The 21,963-nt window shown below is 47.4% G+C and carries 18 protein-coding genes and 3 pseudogenes; 4 read left to right on the plus strand and 17 right to left on the minus strand.

The features are described from left to right. Nucleotides 1-52 precede the first annotated feature (52 nt). From K0C01_RS03755 to gcvT, 6 genes are all read right to left on the minus strand, one after another. Nucleotides 53-460, minus strand: coding sequence for a universal stress protein (locus K0C01_RS03755; RefSeq protein ID WP_221170710.1), 408 nt, complete (start codon nucleotides 458-460; stop codon nucleotides 53-55). Between the two features lie 85 nt (nucleotides 461-545). Beyond that, on the minus strand, nucleotides 546-977 hold the full coding sequence (locus K0C01_RS03760) for a CopG family ribbon-helix-helix protein (protein WP_221170711.1): 432 nt from the start codon (nucleotides 975-977) through the stop codon (nucleotides 546-548). 76 nt (nucleotides 978-1,053) lie between these two features. After that, nucleotides 1,054-2,502, minus strand: coding sequence for an aminomethyl-transferring glycine dehydrogenase subunit GcvPB (gcvPB, locus tag K0C01_RS03765; protein WP_221170712.1), 1,449 nt, complete (start codon nucleotides 2,500-2,502; stop codon nucleotides 1,054-1,056). Further along, nucleotides 2,499-3,857, minus strand: a complete 1,359-nt coding sequence (gene gcvPA, locus K0C01_RS03770; RefSeq protein ID WP_221170713.1) for an aminomethyl-transferring glycine dehydrogenase subunit GcvPA — start codon at nucleotides 3,855-3,857, stop codon at nucleotides 2,499-2,501. Before gcvPA ends, gcvPB begins: the two co-directional genes overlap by 4 nt. Nucleotides 3,858-3,902: 45 nt before the next feature. Then, on the minus strand, nucleotides 3,903-4,289 hold the full coding sequence (gene gcvH / locus K0C01_RS03775) for a glycine cleavage system protein GcvH (RefSeq protein WP_221170714.1): 387 nt from the start codon (nucleotides 4,287-4,289) through the stop codon (nucleotides 3,903-3,905). 4 nt (nucleotides 4,290-4,293) lie between these two features. Beyond that, on the minus strand, nucleotides 4,294-5,388 hold the full coding sequence (gene gcvT / locus K0C01_RS03780) for a glycine cleavage system aminomethyltransferase GcvT (RefSeq protein WP_221170715.1): 1,095 nt from the start codon (nucleotides 5,386-5,388) through the stop codon (nucleotides 4,294-4,296). 237 nt (nucleotides 5,389-5,625) lie between these two features. Between gcvT and K0C01_RS03785 the strand changes: the two genes are divergently transcribed. Then, on the plus strand, nucleotides 5,626-6,099 hold the full coding sequence (locus tag K0C01_RS03785; RefSeq protein WP_221170716.1) for an NYN domain-containing protein: 474 nt from the start codon (nucleotides 5,626-5,628) through the stop codon (nucleotides 6,097-6,099). Between the two features lie 212 nt (nucleotides 6,100-6,311). After that, nucleotides 6,312-7,148 carry a TatD family hydrolase gene (locus tag K0C01_RS03790; RefSeq protein WP_221170717.1) on the plus strand — a complete coding sequence of 279 codons (837 nt, stop codon included), beginning with the start codon at nucleotides 6,312-6,314 and terminating at the stop codon, nucleotides 7,146-7,148. Here the strand turns inward: K0C01_RS03790 and rnhB are convergent. From rnhB to K0C01_RS03810, 4 genes and pseudogenes are all read right to left on the minus strand, one after another. After that, nucleotides 7,145-7,813, minus strand: coding sequence for a ribonuclease HII (rnhB, locus tag K0C01_RS03795; RefSeq protein ID WP_259372389.1), 669 nt, complete (start codon nucleotides 7,811-7,813; stop codon nucleotides 7,145-7,147). The genes K0C01_RS03790 and rnhB overlap by 4 nt on opposite strands. Nucleotides 7,814-7,861: 48 nt before the next feature. Then, nucleotides 7,862-8,965, minus strand: coding sequence for a type 2 isopentenyl-diphosphate Delta-isomerase (gene fni, locus K0C01_RS03800; protein WP_221170718.1), 1,104 nt, complete (start codon nucleotides 8,963-8,965; stop codon nucleotides 7,862-7,864). Between the two features lie 220 nt (nucleotides 8,966-9,185). Further along, complete coding sequence (locus tag K0C01_RS03805) at nucleotides 9,186-10,478, minus strand: tRNA pseudouridine(54/55) synthase Pus10 (RefSeq protein WP_221170719.1); 1,293 nt, start codon at nucleotides 10,476-10,478, stop codon at nucleotides 9,186-9,188. A 337-nt stretch (nucleotides 10,479-10,815) separates the two neighbouring features. After that, nucleotides 10,816-11,127 (minus strand): annotated as a pseudogene (locus K0C01_RS03810) (zinc ribbon domain-containing protein); the annotation flags it as partial. Nucleotides 11,128-11,292: 165 nt separating this feature from the next. Here K0C01_RS03810 and K0C01_RS03815 point away from each other — a divergent pair. After that, entirely contained in the window at nucleotides 11,293-11,853 is a 561-nt protein-coding gene (locus K0C01_RS03815; protein WP_221170720.1) for a TATA-box-binding protein, read from the plus strand. 12 nt (nucleotides 11,854-11,865) lie between these two features. Here the strand turns inward: K0C01_RS03815 and hisG are convergent, their stop codons facing one another. Further along, entirely contained in the window at nucleotides 11,866-12,720 is an 855-nt protein-coding gene (gene hisG / locus K0C01_RS03820) for an ATP phosphoribosyltransferase (RefSeq protein WP_221170721.1), read from the minus strand. A 285-nt stretch (nucleotides 12,721-13,005) separates the two neighbouring features. On the opposite strand from hisG, the gene K0C01_RS03825 reads away from it, so the two are divergent. After that, complete coding sequence (locus tag K0C01_RS03825; RefSeq protein ID WP_221170722.1) at nucleotides 13,006-14,214, plus strand: HPP family protein; 1,209 nt, start codon at nucleotides 13,006-13,008, stop codon at nucleotides 14,212-14,214. A gap of 152 nt (nucleotides 14,215-14,366) precedes the next feature. On the opposite strand, the gene alaS is transcribed toward K0C01_RS03825, so the two are convergent. From alaS to K0C01_RS03855, 6 genes and pseudogenes are all read right to left on the minus strand, one after another. Further along, nucleotides 14,367-17,138, minus strand: coding sequence for an alanine--tRNA ligase (gene alaS, locus K0C01_RS03830; protein WP_221170723.1), 2,772 nt, complete (start codon nucleotides 17,136-17,138; stop codon nucleotides 14,367-14,369). 175 nt (nucleotides 17,139-17,313) lie between these two features. Continuing rightward, a pseudogene (locus K0C01_RS12905) lies at nucleotides 17,314-17,922 on the minus strand (replication factor C small subunit); the annotation flags it as partial. Nucleotides 17,923-17,925: 3 nt separating this feature from the next. Continuing rightward, nucleotides 17,926-18,999, minus strand: a pseudogene (locus K0C01_RS13055) (AAA family ATPase); the annotation flags it as partial. After that, nucleotides 18,923-19,687, minus strand: coding sequence for a uroporphyrinogen-III synthase (locus K0C01_RS03845; RefSeq protein WP_221170724.1), 765 nt, complete (start codon nucleotides 19,685-19,687; stop codon nucleotides 18,923-18,925). The pseudogene K0C01_RS13055 and the gene K0C01_RS03845, both read right to left, overlap by 77 nt. Nucleotides 19,688-19,690: 3 nt before the next feature. Further along, complete coding sequence (gene hemC / locus K0C01_RS03850) at nucleotides 19,691-20,764, minus strand: hydroxymethylbilane synthase (RefSeq protein ID WP_221170725.1); 1,074 nt, start codon at nucleotides 20,762-20,764, stop codon at nucleotides 19,691-19,693. Between the two features lie 83 nt (nucleotides 20,765-20,847). Continuing rightward, nucleotides 20,848-21,261: a thiol-disulfide oxidoreductase DCC family protein gene (locus K0C01_RS03855; RefSeq protein WP_221170726.1), complete on the minus strand. Its 414-nt coding sequence runs from the start codon at nucleotides 21,259-21,261 to the stop codon at nucleotides 20,848-20,850. Between the last annotated feature and the right edge of the window lie 702 nt (nucleotides 21,262-21,963).

Genomic DNA, 21,963 nt, shown 5'->3' on the forward strand with positions numbered 1-21,963 from the left:
TTCGCTGAAGAAGTCATTATTTTCAACAATCCATTTCAGGCAAGACTAGATATTATCTAACAACTGTTACAGGAACAGGAGCCCGGCGAGTAACACCTTCAGCGACACTGCCAAGCAAGATACGAGAAATCCCTGATCGGCCATGACTGCCAAGAACAATCTGGTCAATATCATTTTCTTCAGCATATGAAACGATTTCCCGGGCAGGAGATCCGATCACAGTATCGGTTTCAAGAAGTTCATCGGGGACAATTTCGCTTGCACGGGCAAACAGACTGTTTGCCCGTTGCTTGCCGGCATCCAGAAATTGATCGTATGAGGTGTAAGCCTCGCCGGTTCGAAGCCCAACAGCTGGGTCAATAACGTGAATTACAACGACAGCATCGGGATCGTAGTCAACGGCATGCTGAAGTGCTTGTTCTGCTGGGTCAGAACCGTCAATAGGGACCAAGACACGCATGTCTACATATAGTTTGTTTGAAGTATGTGTATTTTTCCCAGATTCAAGTGCCAACTAATCTTGTATGATCAAATGTCAGCCAAGGTCATTCAGCTGCCTCGAGTGTGTGAGTGAATTCTGATATAGGGAGGATAGAATAGTCAACAGAGAGAGTATCATTTGTGGCTCGAATTTTTCCGACAAACGAAGAGATGTCATCAAGTTCACCCTCAACAACAAATAACTCAACACAGTAATGATCGCCAACGTGGCTATGGAAATTCGATGCCACTAGATCTTCATGTTCGTGGCGAAGATGCATCATCTGCTCCTCGACACTTGTTGTTTCGTAGTCAAAGATGACGGTGACAATCCCCATCAGCTCTTCATCCTCAAGATTTACATCATCAAATTCCCCGAGAAGATTCCGAGCGGCTTCTCGAACAACTTCGCTACGACCAGTGTATCCATGCTCATCTGCAAATCCATCGAGGCGTTCAAGTAGGTCATCTGGCATAGAGATGCTAACGACTGTCATATATTAACTAACGTTCGACAAGATACTAAATGTTACTAATTTTGTCCAAAAATAACGCAAAAGTTAATATCAGCAGTTAGTCATCTGCTGGCGTCTCAACCCCAATGTCTTCAATAGCATCCCACGTGAGCCGAGGATTACGGTCAGCAGAAGACTGATCGATCCGGCGGGCAGCAGTATTTTGCGGAGATGCTTTAAGTTCTTCTTCAGTTGCCTCAGCAGCGATATTAAACGCCTGAGCTAGTTGATCAAGAGTATCCTTGCTCTCGATTTCGGTTGGTTCGGTCATTAGTGCTTGATCAACGATTTCTGGCCATGCTGTAGTTGGCGGATGAACACCAGCATCAAGCAGACGCTTTGCGACATCTGTCGCATGATGTTCACCTGCACTCGCAACGAACTCATGGAAGAACGGACCGTACGGAATGGCAAAGTCAATCTGGCTGGCAAGATAGTTTGCATTGAGGATAGCCCGCTCACCAGTGTCGAGAAGTCCCTCATCGCCGAGGCGGAGAATATAGGCAAAGCTTTTTAACAGAACAGGCCAGTTGCCGTGGAATCCATGGACCTTACCAATCGTATTGTCTGGTTCGTAGAATTCGTAGTCGCCATCCTCAGTCTCACGAACGTGAGGCTTTGGAAGGTAATCGGCCAGTTCTTCCTTGACTCCGACAGGACCAGCACCAGGACCACCACCGCCGTGAGGGGCAGCGAATGTTTTATGCACATTATAGTGCATGATATCGAAGTCCATATCACCTGGACGAGCTCGTCCCATCAATGCGTTGAGGTTCGCTCCGTCGTAGTACAATAGACCACCAACATCATGAATGGCATCGGCAATCTCCTGAATATCATCCTCGAAGACACCAACGGTGTTTGGATTGGTAAGCATCAGAGCGGCAGTTTCCTCTGATACTGCGTTTCGAACAGCCTCAAGATCCATACAACCTTCATCATTACTCTCAATAACGACCACGTCATAGCCAGCCATCGTGGCTGTTGCTGGATTCGTACCGTGAGCTGTGTCTGGGACGATAACTTCGCTACGTTCGTCGCCATTAGACCGGTGATACTCTTTTGCAATCATGATGCCGGTAAACTCACCGGCTGCACCTGACGGGGGCTGCAGTGTAACAGCATCCATGCCACCAATCCGAGCAAGATAGTCCTGCAGCGTATGCATAATCTCCAGGTTGCCCTGAATTGTGTCTTCTTGCCGGTCTGGATGAACAGCGCCTGCTGGATGAGCAGCAAGATCTTCGGTAAACTTCGGGTTGTACTTCATAGTACATGATCCAAGCGGATACGGACCATTTTCGACGCCATATGTCATCTCGGAGAGCCGTGTGTAGTGACGAGCTAGCTCTGGTTCAGAAAGTTCCGGCAGTTCGATCTCGTCGCGCGTTATTTCATCTGGAAGAGAAACATCATCAGTGCTAACTGTCGAACGATCCTTTTCCGCAAGGTGGGGTTCGTATACATTATCTTCTTCTCGAACCCAGCGAGCTTGTTCAAATTTCATTGTGTTACCTCCTCAAGTGCGGTGACTTCTTTGAAAGCTTGTACGAAGTCGTCTGTGTGATCCCGGTTCGTATCAGTCACACAGATCTGAATCTCATCCTTGTTAAGAGCGTGAACGGCAAAACCTTTGTCCTGAAGTTCATCACGGATATCGGTCGCTGAACGTTCAGTTTCAACGACAAACTCGCGGAAGTGATTACGATCATTAACAGGTGCCGTTACACCTTCAATCTCATTAAGTTCCTCCGCGAGGGTTGCGGGCTCTTCAATACAGATTTGTGCCAAGTTCATGAGACCAGTCGGACCGAGCATTGAGGTGTGCATTGCCGTTCGCAGAGCGACCCACGCAGCATTTGTACAGATGTTTGATGTAGCGCGCTCTCTTCGGATATGCTGTTCACGAGTTGAGAGTACGAGTGCGTATGCTCGGTTATCATCAGCATCTTCAGTAACACCAGCTAAGCGACCTGGCATCTGCCGGAGAAATTCCTCGCGGGCAGAGAACAGGCCGAGACCAAGGCCAAAGCTCTTTGGCATGCCAAGGACACTCGCATCACCAATGACAACATCAGCACCAACTGAAGCTGGTTCCTCGATAACAGAAAGTGCAACAGGGTCGGAACCAAGGCAGAACATTGCGTCATGTTCATCAGCTAAGTTGCCGATTTTATCGAGGTTTTCTTCAAGTGTACCTCGGACAGTTGGTGACCGTGCATAAACCATCGAAACATCATCGTCGATACTTGACTCAAGATCGTCAATGTCGACATTACCGTCTTCCATTGCAAATTCATCAATATGGAGGCCAGTACCATCTACATAGTTCCCGAGTACTTCACGGTACCGTTCGTCTGTCAGTTCAGGAATAAGAATGCGCTCACCGCTGATTCGTCGAGCACGAGATGAAAGTGTTGCTGCCTCACCGAGTGCAGTTGCAGCATCATAGATTGAACAGTTAACGATTTCAAGCCCCGTTAGCTCAGACATCATCGATTGGTACTCGAAGAGTACCTGCAGGAATCCTTGCGACACTTCGGCCTGATACTGGGTGTAGCTTGTTAGGAACTCAGTTCGCAAGGAAAGGTGATCAATCATGGAGGGGATATAATGATCATAATGTCCTCGACCGAGGAATTCGATAATATCGTCATTCTGCTGTAACATCCCCTCGACCTTCTGCATAGTTTCACGTTCAGTATGCGATTCAATTCCCAGCTCGTCATCGTAAAGTAATTCATCAGGAACAGCAAACAACTCACTGACGTCATCAACACCGACGGCGTCAAGCATTTCTTCTGTGTCTTCTGGGTGGTGTGGCGCAAACGGCGTTCCACCACTTGTATGATGTTCACTCATATTTCGTGAAGGATGGTGATTGTCGTGAAGGTTGGCTAGCGGTACTCAGTCAAGAAGCTCTTCTTGATACGCCTCAACGTCGTAGAGGTTCTCAACTTCAGCTTCATCAGACATTTCGACTTTGATTATCCAACCGTCACCGTATGGATCATCATTGACCAACTCTGGTGCATCAAGAATTTCTTCGTTTACGTCTACGACTTCACCAGAAACCGGCGAGTAAATGTCTGCAACTGCTTTGATCGATTCGGCAACGCCAAACGCGTCGCCCTGTGCGACTTCGTCACCGACCTGAGGGAGTTCGAAGAAAACTAGGTCGCCGAACTCATCCTGCGCAAAATCGGCAAGTCCAATCGTCGCCGTTCCATTTTCGATACGTGCCCATTCGTGATCTTCTGTGTAGTAGAGATCGTCTTTAACTTCGTAGCTCATAATTTTAGTTTAGGAATCGATGTGATGTAATTGTTGCACTTTTCGGATTACCACGGACCATGACATTGATGTCGGTGCCTTCTTCGGCATACGACGAGTCGACATACCCGAGGCCAATCGCTTCACCAAGAGTTGGAGCCATGGTTCCACTCGTCACCTCGCCAATTTCCTCGCCGTCAGTTGATTCGATTGTGTATCCATGCCGTGGTACCCCACGGTCATTTAGCTTAAGTCCAATCAACTGTTTTTCGGTTCCATTTTGGATCTGATCCGCACAAACATCTTTACCGACGAAATCATGATCAAGATCAACAGCAAAACTCAATTTAGCTTCAATCGGCGTTACCGGCATCTCTTCAGGATGGAAGTCTTGTCCAGACAGTAAGAGACCAGCTTCAAGCCGGAGTGTATCCCGACAACCGAGGCCACAAGGGGTAACACCATCAAAAGCATTCCACAGGGACTCTGCTTTATCAGCAGGGCCAGCAATCTCAAATCCATCTTCTCCTGTATAACCAGTACGAGCAACCCACATTTCAGCACCGTTAATAGTAGCCCACATACCTTCGTACCGACCTAACGAGAGAACATCTTCTTCAGTCGCAGCATCAACATGTTCAGGCGCATTTGGGCCCTGAACAGCTACCATCGCATAATCCTCAGTTGTGATTGTGACGTCGGCATCTAATCCCAGCTCATCACGATATGATCGCCATCGATCAGCAATCATTTCATCGTTACCTGCATTCGGAACACCAAGGTATCGCTCCTCTCCGTCTTGGTCTGGAAGTCGATAGAATATAATATCTTCAATCATATGGCCATCTTCATTGAGGATGGCACTGTATCTGCCCTGCCCTATATCCATCTCATCAACAGCATTCGTTACCAGATTTGCATTAAGCTCAGCAGCATCGGGTCCGGTAACTTCTATCTGCCCCATATGTGACACGTCAAAAATACCTACGTCCTCCCGAACAGCACTGTGCTCGGTACGAATGTCGTCAAATTCAACCGGCATCTCCCATCCACCAAAGTCGGTGAATGAAGCACCAAGTTCGTCGTGTACCGCATACAGTGGCGGTTTTTGTAACGACATACAATTTTACGCACGCGGAAACAACTTAATAGTTGCTAATCACGAAAGTTCCGCCGGTCAACTAGTTCAATATTATATGTTTCATGGCATATTTCACCGAATAAGGAAATAATCGTTGTATAATAGTACTATTTTTAGCCCATACATTAATCCATTAAATATACAATAATTATGAGTTAAATTGTTAATCTGCAAGTAGGCCGAAAGGAACAACTCACGCGACTCATATTGCTAGGTATGACTCGCTTGGAGTCGGTATTTGAACGACTGGCAGCAACAGATTCGCAAGTAGCACTGTTTGTTGATGGACCAAACGTTCTGCGAGAGAACTTTTCGATCGACTTAGATGATGTTCGTGACGTTGCCCGCAATCGGGGGAGACTGACAGTATCGCGGCTATACTTAGATGAGCGTGCACCAGGAAAACTTGTTCAGGCAGCAGAAGCACGAGGATTCGAAGTAATCGTAACAAGTGGTGACGTCGATGTTCGGATGGCCGTGGAAGCGACAGAACTGATTCTTGAGAAAGATATTGATCTGCTGGTTATTGCATCTCGAGATACAGATTTCAAGCCGGTGCTTGAGTTGGCGCGTGAGCGGGGGATTGCAACGATTGCGCTTGCACCCGGAGAACATGGGCGGTCAGACGCACTACGCAATGCGGCTGATGAAGCTATTAAACTTTCAGGTCAATCAGATGAGGACGAGTAGTTTAAGTCCTACAGGTTACGGCCCCATTCTTGAGAGGTTGTCGAAGACAGCAAGCAGGCAGTCATAGTTGACACTACAGCGGTAGCGAGACGAAACCTCCAGGATTTAGCCGGGGGAGCCAAAGAGTATGGAATTGTTCCTATGTATACCACCACCGGACCTTTGGCAACAAGACACACCAGTTCAAGTGTTGCCAGCACGACTTAATAACTATGAGTAAAAATACACCAATTCTCGATAATCATCTTCATTTGAACCCTGAAGAAGGAGATGGTATCGAAGCAGTTGATGCATTTGCATCGATGGGAGGGACACACATGCTAATCGTGAATCTACCTTCATGGTATTTTGATGTTCAGGCATCAAAAGGAGAGGATTTTCAGCCGGTATTTGACAAAACAGTTGAGATTGCTAAACAAGCAACAACCCGACTTCCGGGAAAGGCTTGGCCGGTCCTTGGAGTACATCCTGGGTTGATCTCAAAACTAATTGAACGTGGAGAAAGCCCTGATTCAGCCAAAGAAATTATGCAGTCGGGGATTGAAACAGCAGCAGAATATGTTGCAGAAGGCAAAGCACTGGCATTGAAATCAGGTCGTCCACATTATGACGTATCGGATGAGGTTTGGCAAGCATCTAATGACGTGATGCGACACGCATTTCAGATGGGCGCCGAGCATGACTGTGTCGTTCAACTGCACACAGAAGGTGGTAGTGATTTCAGTGAAGTGACAACATGGGCAAAAGAGGTTGGACTCGATTCCAAACATGTTGTGAAACACTATTCACAAGGACCGATTGAGGGACCTGTTCCCAGTGTAATTAGCTCTAAAGACGCAATAGAAGAGGCTGCTGAAGGAGATGAATTATTCTTCATGGAGACAGATTTTCTTGATGATCCAGACCGTCCGGGTGCTGTTCTTGGGCCGAAGACAGTCCCACGGCGAGTTCGATGGATGGAGGAAAACGGTTATGAGGAGGCGATTTACCGTGCACATGTAGAAGCTCCAAAGCGGGTATACGGAATTGACACAGAGTCCACACTCTAGAACTCATCAAGCCCAGACTGTTCAGCGGCAGCCAGCAAATCATCACATGTTTGCCAAGATTCTCGGGCAAACGGAGGCAAAGATCCGTAATCCTCGATGTATGAGGCGAGAAAGTCACGCGTGGTCTGGTCACTTGGATATCCACTGCCAATTTCACCATATTCACTGGCAAGGTCAGAAATATGGGATTCTCGTCTCGTTTTGGCGACGATAGAGGCAGCTGCGACGATTGGATATTCGACGTCTGCTTTGTGGGTTGCTTCAAGCTCAAACGAGAAATTACACTGCTGTTGGATTCGAGATGCAAATCGTTCAGGCTTAACATCACTTGCATCAACAACAACGGCAACGTCCGACGCTGGATTACTATCAATTATATTATTTATAGCAGTAGCATGGGCTGAAACAGTCAATGTATTCATGTCTGTCTCTGGCGCGTCAATGTCAGAAGGCGAAACCTCAATCGTCGCAGTATAGATTGAACTATGCTCCGCAATCTGGGTGGCAAGTGTTTCTCGGGAAGCATCTGACAATTGCTTAGAATCGGCAACAGAATCTGGAATATTAGACAAGTCGGGGACAGCAACCGCAGAAACAAACATTGAACCGATTACGGGACCTTTTCCTGCTTCATCAACGCCAATGTAAATTGTCGATGTAGTCATCTGTGTATCAAACGATTGCTACAAAAGCATGATGAGTGTTTACAGTATTTATTGGGGCGGGGAAGCAAGACGATAGGAGCCGGCGTCGGAATCCAGCTGTCGTTGTTTGATATACTGTGCTGTTCGGCCCAAAATAACAGTATCTGTCTGTTGGAGTTCAGATACCGTTAAGGACCCCGTTACAAACATGGCAGTACGAAGTTCAGCGGTAAGATTCTCAATCTTATCAACGAGTGCATCAACACTGTCGCTTGCTGGTTTGAGCAGTGGTTTAGCTAGGCCACCAGCTTGTGCACCAAGTGCAATGGATTTTGCAATATCAAGGCCAGATCGAACACCACCGCTTGCAATCACACAATCGTGTTCAGATGCTGCTTCGATTGTACTGGCAGCCGTTGGGATCCCCCACTTCCGATACAAAGTTCCAACTCGGTGTCGTTGCTTATCATCAACAGCAGCGGCACGATACGCTTCAACACCAGACCAAGTTGTTCCTCCTCGACCAGCTACATTAATTGCGTCAACGCCAGCATCCGATAATTGAGCAGCAGTCTCTGCGCTGATGCCATTTCCAGTTTCCTTGACAATTATTGGAACAGAGAGGGAATCAGCTAGTCGCTCAATAGCGGCCAAGCAGCCTCGAGCATCAACGTCACCCTCAGGCTGAACGGCTTCCTGAAGGAAATTAAGATGAACAGCCATGGCATCTGCATCGATCATCTCCACAGCCTCTTCTACTGTTTCAGTATCATACGAGATGACCTGTGCCGCACCAAGGTTTCCAAATATAAACGCATTGGGCGCAGCATCACGGACAACAGTATAGGACTCAAGGACATCAGGGTCATCCAGTTCCAGTGCAGCCCGCTGGCTGCCAAGCCCCATTGCAACGTTGCACTCTTCTGCAGCAGCTGCGAGTCGTCTGTTAATCTTAATTGTGTTCTCGCTCCCGCCAGTCATGCTGTCTAAAATAATCGGTGCAGAGATTTCTTTTCCGCAGAGATCAACAGACAAATCAATTTGTTCCCTATGGACTTCAGGAAGTGCCTCGTGAACTAACTGGACATCTGCAAATCCGGTTGTTCCTTCTTCAACGTCTTCATCGCGGATGATGCGGATATGGTCGTCCTTCCGATCCTCAGTTTCCGACATACGGGAATGTGCGTATGGGGAGAACAAAGTAATGTCGATTTTTAGCTTCTTCTAAGTTAGCCCTTATCAGTAGTTGAAAACACAGTTTTATTATTCAACACGAGTCATGTGATAATGGTGTATCACGGGTTGTTACCGGATCACCACTGAATAAAGAAATCGTATTATCAACAACTGTTATCGTTAAGATGCTATACACGGGGCCGATTGATGGAGTAGTTTACGCAATGAGATGGTCTTCTTGTTCAAATTCCTCATCTTCCCCTTCAACGGCGATTACATCAAGTTCTGTAACGGTCGCACCAGTATTAACTAATCCAGCTAAGCTTGGCGTTGTTCGACCATCATCACCGCTGACAAGTTCTTTAATATAGAGACCGCCTTCGCCGTCAATTGTGATTGTCGCCGTTGTCTCATCGACAAGTTCGCCACCAGCGGCGTAGACATCACGAGTTCTGGTCTGACTTGCACGGCGATGGTCGACCCGTTGCGGAGTAAATTGCTCGATGGTAGTTCCTTCAAGCTCATCAAGTGCAGCACTTAGTGTTGAGGAATCAATTGGATCATCGAACTGAACAGTTGCTCGGTACACTTTGCTAGCATCAAGTTCTTTGACACGCTCAACCATTGTGTGGGTTGCCAGCTGAAGTCCATCTACTTCAACACCGTCAGCGTGGTCGTTAATAGTCTTCTGTAACGCCTCAATGTCGGGCGTTCGAATAGCTGGGTTTTTGACTTCAACAACAAAAGGGCGACCAGTTCCAAGCATTAGTGCGTCAACATCTTCACGACCTGCACCGTGAAAAAGCGCTTCTTCACCATTCATGGCCTCTTTAACATGAGGAGAAACCTCCTCCTCTACACTTGTCGGATAAAGATATCCTTCGCCGTCACAGTGTTCACATGGGACTTCACCTTCATCACCAAATTGTTTCCCGGATCCACCACATTCACGACATGGCCATTCTGTTTGTGGAATGTCTCGTTCGATTTTGCGATATCGACCGTATACAAAGGCTGGGTTAACCTGTAGGTCCACATCGCCCCGCTCAAGATTCAAAACAGCAAGAATATCCGGACGCTCAAAGTCGACTTGCGAGTCCGTAAGTGCACCAACGCGTTTGCCGACCTCGCGGTTAAATGCAGATTTAAATGATTCACCAGCATCAGAAGGGAGATCAGCATCCTCGCGAAGAAGACGATCATTTTCTTCGATGAGTGGTGGGACTCGGGTACCCACTTGGTATGTATTAAATTCATAATCACGAGCTTCCTCTGCTACGCGTTCGGCCCACGTTTCATATTCATTACAGTGTCCTTCACAAACCCAGCATGCATCAGGGTCAGGACGTTTGTACTCAATGTCCTCATCTATTGCAGCAGTTACACGGAGGGCTTTACCTCGCTCAATATTAGTGAGTCCAAAGCTACGATCAGCGACAACACGGCCGAGACACGCATTGCAGAGTGGCCCAGTGTCAAGAAGTTCGCGGGTTATTCGGAGAAGATCCATACATAAACGGAGTTCGGGCGCGTGTTAGAACGTTTCGGAGCACATATACTCAGCGAAATATCTGCCCTATTCGAGCTTTTGGCACAGGAGGCATAACCAGCAAGAAGTGAACTACCTCTGCCTACTCACTCACCGCTGACGCGGTTCGCTCCTTGAGGATGGGGACGTAGCCTGTAAGAGTTAAACCAAAAACAGTTGATATATTGATCTGGTATAGGCTCTTGCCTAACTGAGCGAAACAATGATCAGATAAGCGATATCGTTACTGATTGGCGTTTGACCTCCTCCACACGGCTGAAGTCGTGGGATTCCTCCGTGGGTAATCCAACCAGATCGATTACCCCGGCTGTGAACGTGCGGGTTTGCTGACGCTGGGTTGGTCGAATGAACGCGACTGTTCCTCAACATCGGCGGGTCTCCAGTCGTGTTCGTTCCACTGCCAGTACGCCCCCTCGTGGGGTGCGTCCCTGTCGCGTTCAGCAGACAGGGCAGCGGGCCGGGCCATCGGCCCCACTTCTTGCTGCAAGATGTTCCACGCTCCTGCCACGTCACTGTGAGCGTTTAGCTCGCAGTCTTGACACCGGAACGAATCGCCTCTCCGAGTGACATCACTACTTCCACACTCGGGACACTCGCTACTTGCACACCTCGATCTGTCAACGACGGGGGGGATATCTGTGTATCACTGAATTAGGCAAAAGCGCTGGTATATTATCCATCTGAATACCACAACCATAGGAAAAAAGAGATAGGAGCAAAATGCCGTACAGGTCACCAACCTTTATAAAGCTTAAATACGACTTTTAAATGTAGTATGACCAATCCAAAAGAGACTATTAATATCGAAAATGTAGTTGCTTCGACGGGAATCGGCCAAGAGCTGGATCTCCAGAGTGTTGCAATGGACCTTGAGGGAGCTGACTATGATCCAGAACAGTTCCCAGGACTTGTTTATCGTACTGAAGATCCGAAATCTGCTGCTCTCATTTTCCGTTCAGGAAAAATCGTCTGTACTGGAGCTAAGAGCACCGATGATGTGCACGAGAGTTTACAGATTGTCTTTGACAAACTTCGAGAGCTTAAAATTAACGTCAATGACGATCCGGAGATTGTCGTTCAGAACATTGTTACCTCGGCTGACCTTGGACGTAACCTAAATCTCAATGCGATTGCAATTGGATTAGGACTCGAGAATATTGAGTACGAGCCAGAGCAATTCCCCGGGCTGGTATATCGACTCGACGATCCAGAAGTTGTAGCTCTGCTTTTCGGATCTGGTAAACTCGTCATTACTGGCGGAAAAGAACCAGAAGATGCAGAACACGCGGTTGACGAAATTGTTGATCGTCTGGAAGATCTCGGATTACTCAACTAATCGTTGAGGAACTTATTCAACGAGTCGTTCAATTTCTGTAACAAGGATATCGCTGGCACCAACTTCTTTTACTTCCGTTATTGTCTCGAAAACATCACGCTCATCAACTACAGCATGAACAGCCACCTTGCCATTTTGTCCATCGGCGATATCCATTACGGTCGGGCCACCCATGCCAGGAATGACTGATTTGACAGTTTCAAGTTGGTCAGTTGGTACATTCATCATAAGATATCTTTTTCCTTCAGCATCAAGAACAGATTGTAGTGCTGTAGTAACTTGTTGCACCTTTGTGTCAGTGGCGACATCATCACGAGCAAACAGGCGAACAGAGCTGTTGAGCACTTCATCGATGATTGCAAGTCGGTTTACCTGTAACGTGGTTCCCGTTGAAGTAATATCTACAATTGCATCGGCCATTCCAGCGTGTGGGGTTAGTTCAGTAGCGCCGGTGACTTCGGTAATGTCCGCATTGATACCTTCTTGCTCAAGATACGATCGGGTGATCGTTGGGAATTCTGTAGCAATTGTTCCGCCTTCAAGATCAGTTGGGGATTGGATCTCACCTTCTTCTGGCGCAGCAAGTACAAGTCTGCACTGTCCAAATTCAAGATCAAGTAGTTCGGTCAGAGTATCAGCATTAGCTTCCTTGACTTGATCATAACCGGTAATACCCATATCCGCTGCTCCATCACGCACATACTCAGGGATATCAGCGGCACGTGCAAATAGAATCGTGACATCTGGATCAACTGTATCAGCGTAGAGTTTTCGGTCAGCACTGTTAACGACAGGAAGGCCTGCCCGCTCCAGTAGATCCATGGTTGGATCATGAAGCCGCCCTTTGTTCGGCACAGCAATGCGCATGTGTCGACTTTGCGGCCGAGAATGAATTGTTTTTCCATCTTCGATTGCTAAGATTACACAGAAATTACTCTGAGACTGTTGTTCAAAGCCAAAAAACAGAGAGATTGAGAGGATTATATGCTTTCTTAGCTACGTACAGTATAAACAAGGCAAACATAAAAGACCAGACACAAACAAAGACTAAAGACGAAGGTTAGAACCTTGCAAATCAAAAAGAGCCTTCAAGACCGGCGGGTGGCAGCTGGTTTCTGGTTACAAGAGTCGTCACACCTCATTCGAATTTCAGTGCTTGTACTTGTGCCGTTAATTGTCGGCATTGTTACGTGGCTCTCAAACGTCTCAAACGCGATTTCGTTTCTGTTATTCCCGCCAATTGCTGCTGGCACCTATACGCTATTTGCTGCACCGGACCGGTCGTCTCCTCGACGATTTGTGATGGGGATTACAGCAGGGGGAGTGTGCGGATGGATTTCATTAGAAGCAATCTTATTTTTTGATGTAGCTGTTGTGGAAGCGCCAATTCCTCCTGAAGGAGCGGCACTAAGCGTCTTACTTGCCGGAATTGTTACATGGATTATCAAAGTAGAGGAACCATCTGCGTATTCAACAGCACTACTCGTCCTTGTCACGGGAGTTGATGAAATCACCTACGTGTTTGGGATAGCAACGTCTAGCTTGCTTGTTGCTATTGTATTCATCCTCTGGAGAGATCAAGTATATCAGAAGCGGGCAGAGTTTCTATATCGAAAAAAAGGTCAGTCAGAGCACGTGCTTGTTCCAATGTGGGAAAATGAAAGTAGTACGTTGGCCCACATAGGTGGAAAGGTCGCTGCCGAGAGTCCATCCAGCCGGGTCATTTTACTAGGGAGAGAAAGTGAGACACAATCCAAGTCAGAAACCGTTGCTGAGGTTGAAGAACAAGCCGAAGAGATTGAGTCTAAATACAATGTTGTTGCAGATGTAATTATAATCCCGCAAGGGAGCGATACAAAGCAGTTGCTCTCTGTAGCAGCAGACACAAACTGCACTTCGATTGTTACAAGCTATAATCCGGACAATGTCAAACCATTGGAAAAGCTATTTAAATCAAATATCGAGATTATCGGAGTCGAAACAACGCCAGAGAAGACTGAATGGCAAAGTGCTATGGTCGGCGTAATGGCAGCCGACGTAGCAAATCAGCGCTTGGCAGAAATTGGATCCCGAATAGCATCCGAGACGAGCCTTTGTTACTGCGTTCCTGAAGATAAAACGCAGCGAGAAGGAAGACAGATGGTCACCGCACTGGCTGAGTCCGTAGATAGGAGAGTAAATACAGTTGTCACAGGAGATTCACCACAAGTATACTTCAATAAAGCAGCCAGTGAAAAGGATTTGCTAATTATCGGAGCAAGTACAGATCGAGGGACAATATCACGCACATTAGTTCCTCCAACGTACTTTGGATTGGATGTTGACTGTGATATTGCAGTCGTTCATCAGCCTGGAAATTAGTTGACCTTCTCTTAGGCTAAAACTGAGGGATTACATCGATACTCTGTGAGGCTACGTGCTTAATAAGCACTCAATTTGTTTGATGAGAAATGTATAACAAACTACAGAGGAAACAGGAGAGAGCCCACGATTTCAGTCGTGGAAGGGGGAGGTCAAGCGTGGAGTCGCTCTCGAAGAAGGTCAGGAACAGACTCAAGCACGTCGTCAAGCTTCTCAACGTCTGGACCACCTCCCTGCGCAAAGTCGGCTGGACCACCGCCGCCGCCGCCAACAGACTGTGCGAGTTCGCTGACAATCTCACCAGCATTGAGGTTCACTGATTCGGGGACAGCAACAACAAACTGTGCACTGCCGTTACCACTGCCAATAACTGCCACAGTTCCATCTTCTTGAAGTGCTGTTGCGGTTGCACGCAGTTCATCAATATCGGCATCAATGCGCTGAATGACGGCCTCAGCATCGTTCAACTCAATGTTCTTTCCAGTGCTAGTTCCACTTGCACGGGCTGCAGCGAGTTCTTCTTTGAGTTCAGAAATGCGTTTTCCTCGGTCTTTCCATTCCTTGAAGAAGCGATCAGCTGTTTCTGGAACTTCTTGAGGCGTGACATCAAAGGTATCAGCTGTTTCAAGGAGAGCATCTTCTGTTTCCTGGATACCTTCAATGGCTGCCTCACCAGCAGAGAAAATCAAGCGTTCAACACCGTCTTGGACACGTTCGTTTGAGTGGATCTTGATAAATCCGATATCACCAGTACGACCCACATGTGTACCACCACATGCCTGAACATCATCATCAACGGTTATAATGCGAATCTCTTCACCAGCTGGAATGCCACCCTGATACAAATCAAAGCCATATTCGTCTTCAGCATCATTTCGGTGGATCCATTCCTGCGTAACGGACACATTCTTGCGAACGATCTCGTTGGCACGCCGCTCGATAGATTTAATCTGTTTACGGTCAATCCGCTGATAATGAGTTAGGTCAATCCGAGAGCTGTCAATGCCTTTTTGTGCACCTGCCTGTCGAATGTGCTCGCCGAGGACTTCTCGAGCACTGTCAATCACAATATGAGTCGCCGTGTGGTGTGCCATAAGCCGACTGCGGCGATCCCAGTCAATACTTCCGCGGATCATAGCACCTTTATCAAGCGGGGCGTCTGTTCGATGAAGGACAATGCCATTCTCAATCTGAACATCAGAGACAGAAACCGTTTGTTCGTCGCTTGAGAGAGTTCCCTTGTCAGCTGGTTGTCCACCACCTTCTGGGTAAAACATCGTCTGATCAAGGACAATATCATATCCTTCATCTTGTTCAAACACATCTAACACAACTGCCTCAAAGTCAGTTCCAGACTGGTTCTCGTAATAGAGTTTCTCAGTTTCAGGAAGATCAAAGAACCGTTCATCATCAGCTGCAGTCTCTGATTCCGCATCACCTTGATCATGCCGATCAGCTACAAGGGAATAGAAGTCATCCGGAATATCAAGATCAGCGCCTTCCTCAGCAGCGATTTCTCTTACCGTATCGGGTTGAATACCATGAGAATCATATAATTCGATAAGTGTCTCAGATGGGATTGGATCATCTTGCTCTGCATACTCAACTGCGATATCCTTCACCTTTCGGCGACCACGAGTTAGTGTTTCGCGGTATTTTTTGACTTCTGTTCGAACAATGTCTCGAATTGTATCTCGGTTAGAGTACCCAAGTCGTTTGGCTTGCATATCGACGAGTTCATCGATTGGAGCATCAACTCCTACATCATCAACAAGTCGCTTTGTACGGCGTAAAACCATTCTTGCAAGATATCCGGTTCCAACGTTGGATGGAACAATTCCATCTCCAAGCATGTAGGCGAGCGTCCGAGAGTGATCAGCAATTGCATAGATGGTCTCAAGCGGCTCAAGAAGTTCACGAAGCCGGTCAACAGAAACCCCGAGTTCATCGGCAATATCACCACGAGCTGCTTCGACATCATCTACATCATCGATATCAAGAGTACCGGCGAGGCGGGAAGCATTATGAATAAGTTCGGATTCAGCTTCTGTGTACTCAATATCAGCACTTTCCTTGAGGAAATCAATCATGTCAGGGTAGATTGCCTCATAAACAGTTGGCGTCCCCTGTGACATCCAGGTCCATCGTTCGAGGCCGTATCCAGTATCGACAACGTATGTATCCATCTCAGAATAGCGATTGCCGTCTTTGAGTTTATATTCGCCTTCTGGATCCTGCTTCATCGACATGAAGACCAGCGTCGACAATTCTAGTCCCCGGTAAATAACTTCAATTGCAGGGCCAGCGTTTCCGCCACCAACCCATGGATCTTCGATGTAAATGACCTCATCTAAGTTCGCTCCCATCTCCTCTAACAATTGGTCACAGAGTTCAACAGTCCGGTCTTTCCAGTATACTTCACCCTCGTATGCATATTCGTCATCAGCATCCTCTCGGGTATTGAATGCGTGATGAGCCATCATCTCGAAAGCCATGGTGTGTCGACCGGTCTTTCCAACGTTGTCAATATCCTGCATTCGAATACATGGCTGTGAAATTGTCAGAGGATTCGCAGGAGGCGGAGTCTCCCCACTTGTGACAAGCGGTTGGAAGTCATAGATCGATGCTTGGGTAAGCAACACGTCATCGCGCCACCGGTTCGCGGCGACAGGGTATGGCTCAATACGCTCGTGACCGTGCTCTTCGAAAAAAGAAAGGAATGCCTCGCGCATCTCCTCAAGCTCGAGTTTCTCGTCAAAGCCGGGATTGTCGATAAAGCTGTACGGTTCACAAGGGGGCTCACCGCACAGTTCCCGCTCAGCATCTCGCGTCCAGAAATGATCCCCACACTCCGGACATTGCTTGCGGTGGAACCCGTTTTCGGTAAAGTAGTCTAAGCGATACTCTTCTTCAAGTTGACTCATTGAACTATACTGACTGGGCAGTGAGTAAAATAGTTCGGAAATAGTTTGATTAATACAATGAAAAATAAGATAGAGATGCACTAGAATAGATTAATATTCACTATATTTTACGCATATATGAGACCATACATTGAACGAACAAGTAGAAAATAAAACAAACAGAATCGATTGTAAGTTAGTCAAGCGCAAGAGAAGCAAGCATGGCTTCGAGTTGGATTCGTTCATCTGCTCCTTCAACAATTCGATATTCAGTTTCACCCATTCGGTCCATGAGATGGACAGTTGTCTGTTCGTCAAGATCAAGGTCCCAGACGGATCGATGAAGTTGATCGAGAATGTCGCCACCAGCAATACCACGGTTAATAAGCAGATCCTCTAGACGCGATCTAGCAGCCAAAAAGTCACCATCGATAGCATATTGAGCCATTTCCATTACTTCTTCGGGACGGGCAGTTGACGTAATCGCATAGACATCTTCTTCGGTGACGGTCTCACTGATAGATGCAGTGGCTTGTAAAGCATTAATTGCTCGGCGCATATCTCCATCTGCAACATACGCAATTGCGTCCAGACCGTCTTCAGTAATCGTTAGGCCTTCAGAATCCGCAACCCGGCGAATTTGTTCAGTAACAGCTTCATCAGAAAGTGGTGAAAATCGGAATACAGCGCACCGGGACTGAATTGGGTCAATAATCCGGCTGGAGTAGTTACATGAAAGAATAAATCGGGTCTGATCAGAGAATTGTTCCATCGTTCGTCGCAACGCGGACTGTGCGTCACTGGTATTGTGGGTCAAGATGCCGTTGGAAAGCATAAAGTTTGGTGTTCCTTCCATGCTGATGTTGTATGCTTTTCCACGGTGACTGTACTCGATTTGATCGATAGGGGCTGTTGAGACAGTTTTTAGCCCACCGTCAGAAACAATCGTCTCAGACGCTTGATTAGGTGATATATTCGTGGGAGCTGTGTGTGCCGGCGTATCACCAGTATGGTCACCTGTGCAGTCGGAAGAACAGTATTGTTTGGTGGTCCATCGGCCACAGTTCTCACACGGAGAAACACCAATCTCCTGGCTGAAGTCAGCGATTTTGTCCCCTGCTGAGAGTTCACGAAGTTCCTTCTCAACAAGGTATCCATTATCATCTACGACAAAGAATGGATGAGTCAGGCTTGCCTGCATGGACCGACCATCACACAGTGTGAGCTCAAAGAAATCCGCAACACCAGAGTCAACCTGTTTTCCGACATCCGATTGAATTTCATTGGTTTCAAAATCAACCGAAGGGATTTGCTCTCCTGTGCTGGAAACATCTTCAATTGGTTTAATCTCGGGGGACGATGGGTCACCAGTGATAACCTCAGTACCCGGTGGTACACACAGTGCGTCTGCCTCATCAAGGAAGATAATACGGAATTCGTAGTCACCAAACGACGATCGGGCAAAATCTTTGATCCGACCTCGGACAACATCGATACCACGTTGATCAGATGCATTTAGTTCAAGGAAGTGATTCTGCCAATCATCACCATAAATTTCACGCGCGATTGCTAACGCTGTGGTTGTTTTTCCAGTGCCTGCAGGGCCAGCAAAAAGGAGGTTAGATAAGTCATTATCGTCGACGTACGCACTAATCCGGTCGATAATTGCTTCGTGTCCTACGACTTCCGAAAGTTGCTGTGGCCGGTATTTTTCAACCCAGACATCTTCTCGTCCCATCGACAGTTCAGCGTCGGCTTCGCTCATACTCACATCAAACAGGTTTGGAAGCATAAAACGCGCGGGATTAGTTTTCAGAAAAGTGATCCTGAAGCTCTGAAACAAGGACTTCAAAGTCGGCTGTAGATGCAACAAAGTCAACATCAATCTCGTTGCTTGCTGCTGTATCAGCCGTTGGAGGGCCTATGACACCGACAGTAACAGAACGTAGTTGATTTTTGAGATCCGAGAGGGTCTGTCGTTCAGTTGCAACGTCTATAAAGTGGGTAACCGTGAGTGAGGATGTAAATAGAATTGCGTCCAATTTACCGTCAATAAGTAGATCAACTGAGACACCGGCATCGTCTGGACGATTAAGTGTATACAAAATAGTTTCAGAGACAGTGGCTCCGGCATCTTCAAGACCATCAATTAGCACATCGCTTCCATGATCACTCCGAGCCACTTCCACGGTAGCACCGGGCATATCTGTTCGGAGTTCAGTGACGAGGCCGGAAGAGGTGTATGTCTCTGGGATCCGATCAACAGGATACCCAGCCGTTCGCAAGGCATCAGCAGTCGACGTTCCGATAGCAACGATTTTCGCATCAGTATTCGGGGTCCAATCTGCATCTGAGATGATATCAACACCGGTTTTGCTCGTAAATACGATGTAATCTGCATTAGGAGATGGAAGAGATCCGGTAGGAGTAATTGCAAGCATCGGATCTGGAACTGGATCAAATCCAGCCTCTGTAAGCAACTCGACAGCAGTATCAATCCGCTCATCATCTGGCCGGAATACAGCAACGGTAGGCCTCGATTCAGATGATTGTTGAGCTGATCCAGACATTATTTAGTATTGCTTTTTTGCGGCTTCAATAATATCTGCAGCACCTTTCTCACGGAGTGAATTGGCAAACTCGATGGCCGCCTCTCGATGTCGCTCGATTGGAAGGTCACGGGCCTCTAAGATAACATCAGATGCATCTTGGGAAAGAACATGCACAGTAGTATGGACATACTGACCTTGAACAACTGCCGAGATACCAAGCGGTGCGACACATCCACCGCCAAGTTCAGAGAGGATTGTTCGTTCAACGATCACCTCAGTACGACTAACAGCATCATCAAGATGCGTCCGTATGATTTCAATGACATCCTTATCAGCGGCGGAAACAGCGATTGCTCCTTGGCCGGGAGCAGGAACAAAATCAGATTCCGGAAGACGCTGATAGTTTAAATGACGGAGAAGGCCAGAGCGGCGGAGTCCTGCTTCCGCAAGAACAATTGCATCATACTCTGTTGATACCTCTTGTTCAAGAGCTTCTCGTTCAATTTCAGCTAGTCCATTGAACCACTCATCCAGATCTTGATCAAACGATTCGCCAGTATCGTCATCACTTTCCTCTGCCTCAAGGCGCTTTTCATGTTCAGCCTGAAGCGATGGAGCAAGAAGCTTCTTGATGCGAGTGTCAACATTTCCACGGAGCGGCTGTACATCGATATCTGGGCGTACAGCGAGTAGTTGCGCCTTTCGTCGGAGACTCGACGTCCCAACGGTTGCATTGCTTGGCAGATCATCAATCGCCGCTCCATCAGGAGAAACCAGTACATCATTTCGGCGTTCTCGTTCAGGGATAGCAGCAATCGTTAGCTCGTCTGGCATATCTGTCGGAACATCTTTCATAGAGTGAACAGCTGCGTCAGCTTCAGAGAAGAGAACACGTTCGTCAAGACTTCGGACGAATGCACCGGTCTTACCGAGATTCTGTATAAGCTCATCTCGAATTTGGTCCCCAGTTGTCTCCACTTCAAGTAGTTCAACATTGTATCGATAATCTTCCAGTACCGACTGAACAGATGCAGACTGTCGAAGAGCGAGGTCCGATCGGCGTGTCGCTAACGACAGTGTCTCGCGGGTGCTCATATATACTCACTATAGGTGAATACAAAAAAACTCCTCAGTTCGACGTCAGTTGATGTGGCATTTTATTAGATGGCAATATTGGATCAAACTGAGCCAGCAGCAGCCAGCAAATCATCAAGCTGATGAAAAGCATTTTCGGTCATAGCAACAGTTTCGTGCACCAAGTCAAAGTCCGGCTTTGCGTCTGATGTTTCACGAGTCAGCTGTGCCAATGACTCATAATTTGTTTCGATGGCACCGGCTGCGAATGACGGGAGACCAGCTCTGTCACTTATCTTACGAGCAGCGTTCCGACCAACATGAACTTCCTGATGTTTGAAGTCAGCAAGGACCAAGGAAAAGGGAATCGAATCAAATTGTGCGGATAAAAAGATCTGCGCTGCTTCGTGTTCCCACGGTACAACCTCAGTTCTTGCTGTTCTTTGCGCAATGGCTGCTGCACGAGAACAGAACTGACAGTTCCCATCGAATAAAAGAACAGCATTGGACGAGCTCATTATGAAATATAGGTGACGAGAGTGAATATATGTTACCTCAAATTTAACTTTTGCAGGCTACGTCCCCGTCCTCAAGGAGTGAGTAGTGCGGGGATACAGCCGTCACTTAGCCACAGCAAAAACAGTCAACTCAATTGCTAGCAAACACTGAATTGTGACGGGGTTTACTCATGAGGTTGGCTTCGAGTGGGATTATAACCGCGGTCAGACTCTATTTCCCGTCACCAGCAAGTAGGATTTGGACAATCCAAAGCAACGCCTGCGGAGACTGGCACCGCTGTGGACACGGATGCCACCCATGAAGTGTCTGCAAGTGCCGTCGTGGAATCAGAAAGTCCTGTTCGAAAGACAGGAAGCCCCGTCCTCAACAAAGAGGGTGCAGCCCGAGCAGAGTAGGGCGGGGGAAGTTCACAGAATATCAAGGCGGATGCCACGGGGTCGTCCGGAAATCTCCGATTTCCGTGATCACGAGAATCGAAGATGCTCGAACGACTTGACCCCGTGGAGGAAGCCGACACGCAACCGAATACAACATATTCAAAGAGTTTAAAATCGTATTCGAAACTAGTAACTCGCAGCCAGATGTGTTGTGAGTTACGGGCTGTCCGTCAACCAGCCCCTCGAAGTTAGGGACGTTGAACGTGAATGGTCAGACCAGACCTACCGAGTACTTCTCGGTTAGAACGGGAGTCAACTAACAAG

It is taken from the genome of Salinarchaeum sp. IM2453, assembly GCF_019693215.1.
Lineage (GTDB): Archaea > Halobacteriota > Halobacteria > Halobacteriales > Salinarchaeaceae > IM2453.

Coding starts and splice junctions, on each gene's coding strand:
- alaS (WP_221170723.1), bottom strand. CDS start 17,138: ATGAGTCAACTTGAAGAAGAGTATCGCTTAGACTACTTTACCGAAAAC.
- K0C01_RS03855 (WP_221170726.1), bottom strand. CDS start 21,261: ATGAGCTCGTCCAATGCTGTTCTTTTATTCGATGGGAACTGTCAGTTC.
- K0C01_RS03815 (WP_221170720.1), top strand. CDS start 11,293: ATGACCAATCCAAAAGAGACTATTAATATCGAAAATGTAGTTGCTTCG.
- K0C01_RS03805 (WP_221170719.1), bottom strand. CDS start 10,478: ATGGATCTTCTCCGAATAACCCGCGAACTTCTTGACACTGGGCCACTC.
- fni (WP_221170718.1), bottom strand. CDS start 8,965: ATGTCGGAAACTGAGGATCGGAAGGACGACCATATCCGCATCATCCGC.
- hisG (WP_221170721.1), bottom strand. CDS start 12,720: ATGCGCATTGCTGTGCCGAACAAAGGGCGGCTTCATGATCCAACCATG.
- K0C01_RS03760 (WP_221170711.1), bottom strand. CDS start 977: ATGACAGTCGTTAGCATCTCTATGCCAGATGACCTACTTGAACGCCTC.
- gcvPA (WP_221170713.1), bottom strand. CDS start 3,857: ATGAGTGAACATCATACAAGTGGTGGAACGCCGTTTGCGCCACACCAC.
- hemC (WP_221170725.1), bottom strand. CDS start 20,764: ATGAGCACCCGCGAGACACTGTCGTTAGCGACACGCCGATCGGACCTC.
- gcvPB (WP_221170712.1), bottom strand. CDS start 2,502: ATGAAATTTGAACAAGCTCGCTGGGTTCGAGAAGAAGATAATGTATAC.
- K0C01_RS03845 (WP_221170724.1), bottom strand. CDS start 19,687: ATGTCTGGATCAGCTCAACAATCATCTGAATCGAGGCCTACCGTTGCT.
- rnhB (WP_259372389.1), bottom strand. CDS start 7,813: ATGACTACATCGACAATTTACATTGGCGTTGATGAAGCAGGAAAAGGT.
- gcvT (WP_221170715.1), bottom strand. CDS start 5,388: ATGTCGTTACAAAAACCGCCACTGTATGCGGTACACGACGAACTTGGT.
- K0C01_RS03755 (WP_221170710.1), bottom strand. CDS start 460: ATGCGTGTCTTGGTCCCTATTGACGGTTCTGACCCAGCAGAACAAGCA.
- K0C01_RS03785 (WP_221170716.1), top strand. CDS start 5,626: ATGACTCGCTTGGAGTCGGTATTTGAACGACTGGCAGCAACAGATTCG.
- K0C01_RS03790 (WP_221170717.1), top strand. CDS start 6,312: ATGAGTAAAAATACACCAATTCTCGATAATCATCTTCATTTGAACCCT.
- gcvH (WP_221170714.1), bottom strand. CDS start 4,289: ATGAGCTACGAAGTTAAAGACGATCTCTACTACACAGAAGATCACGAA.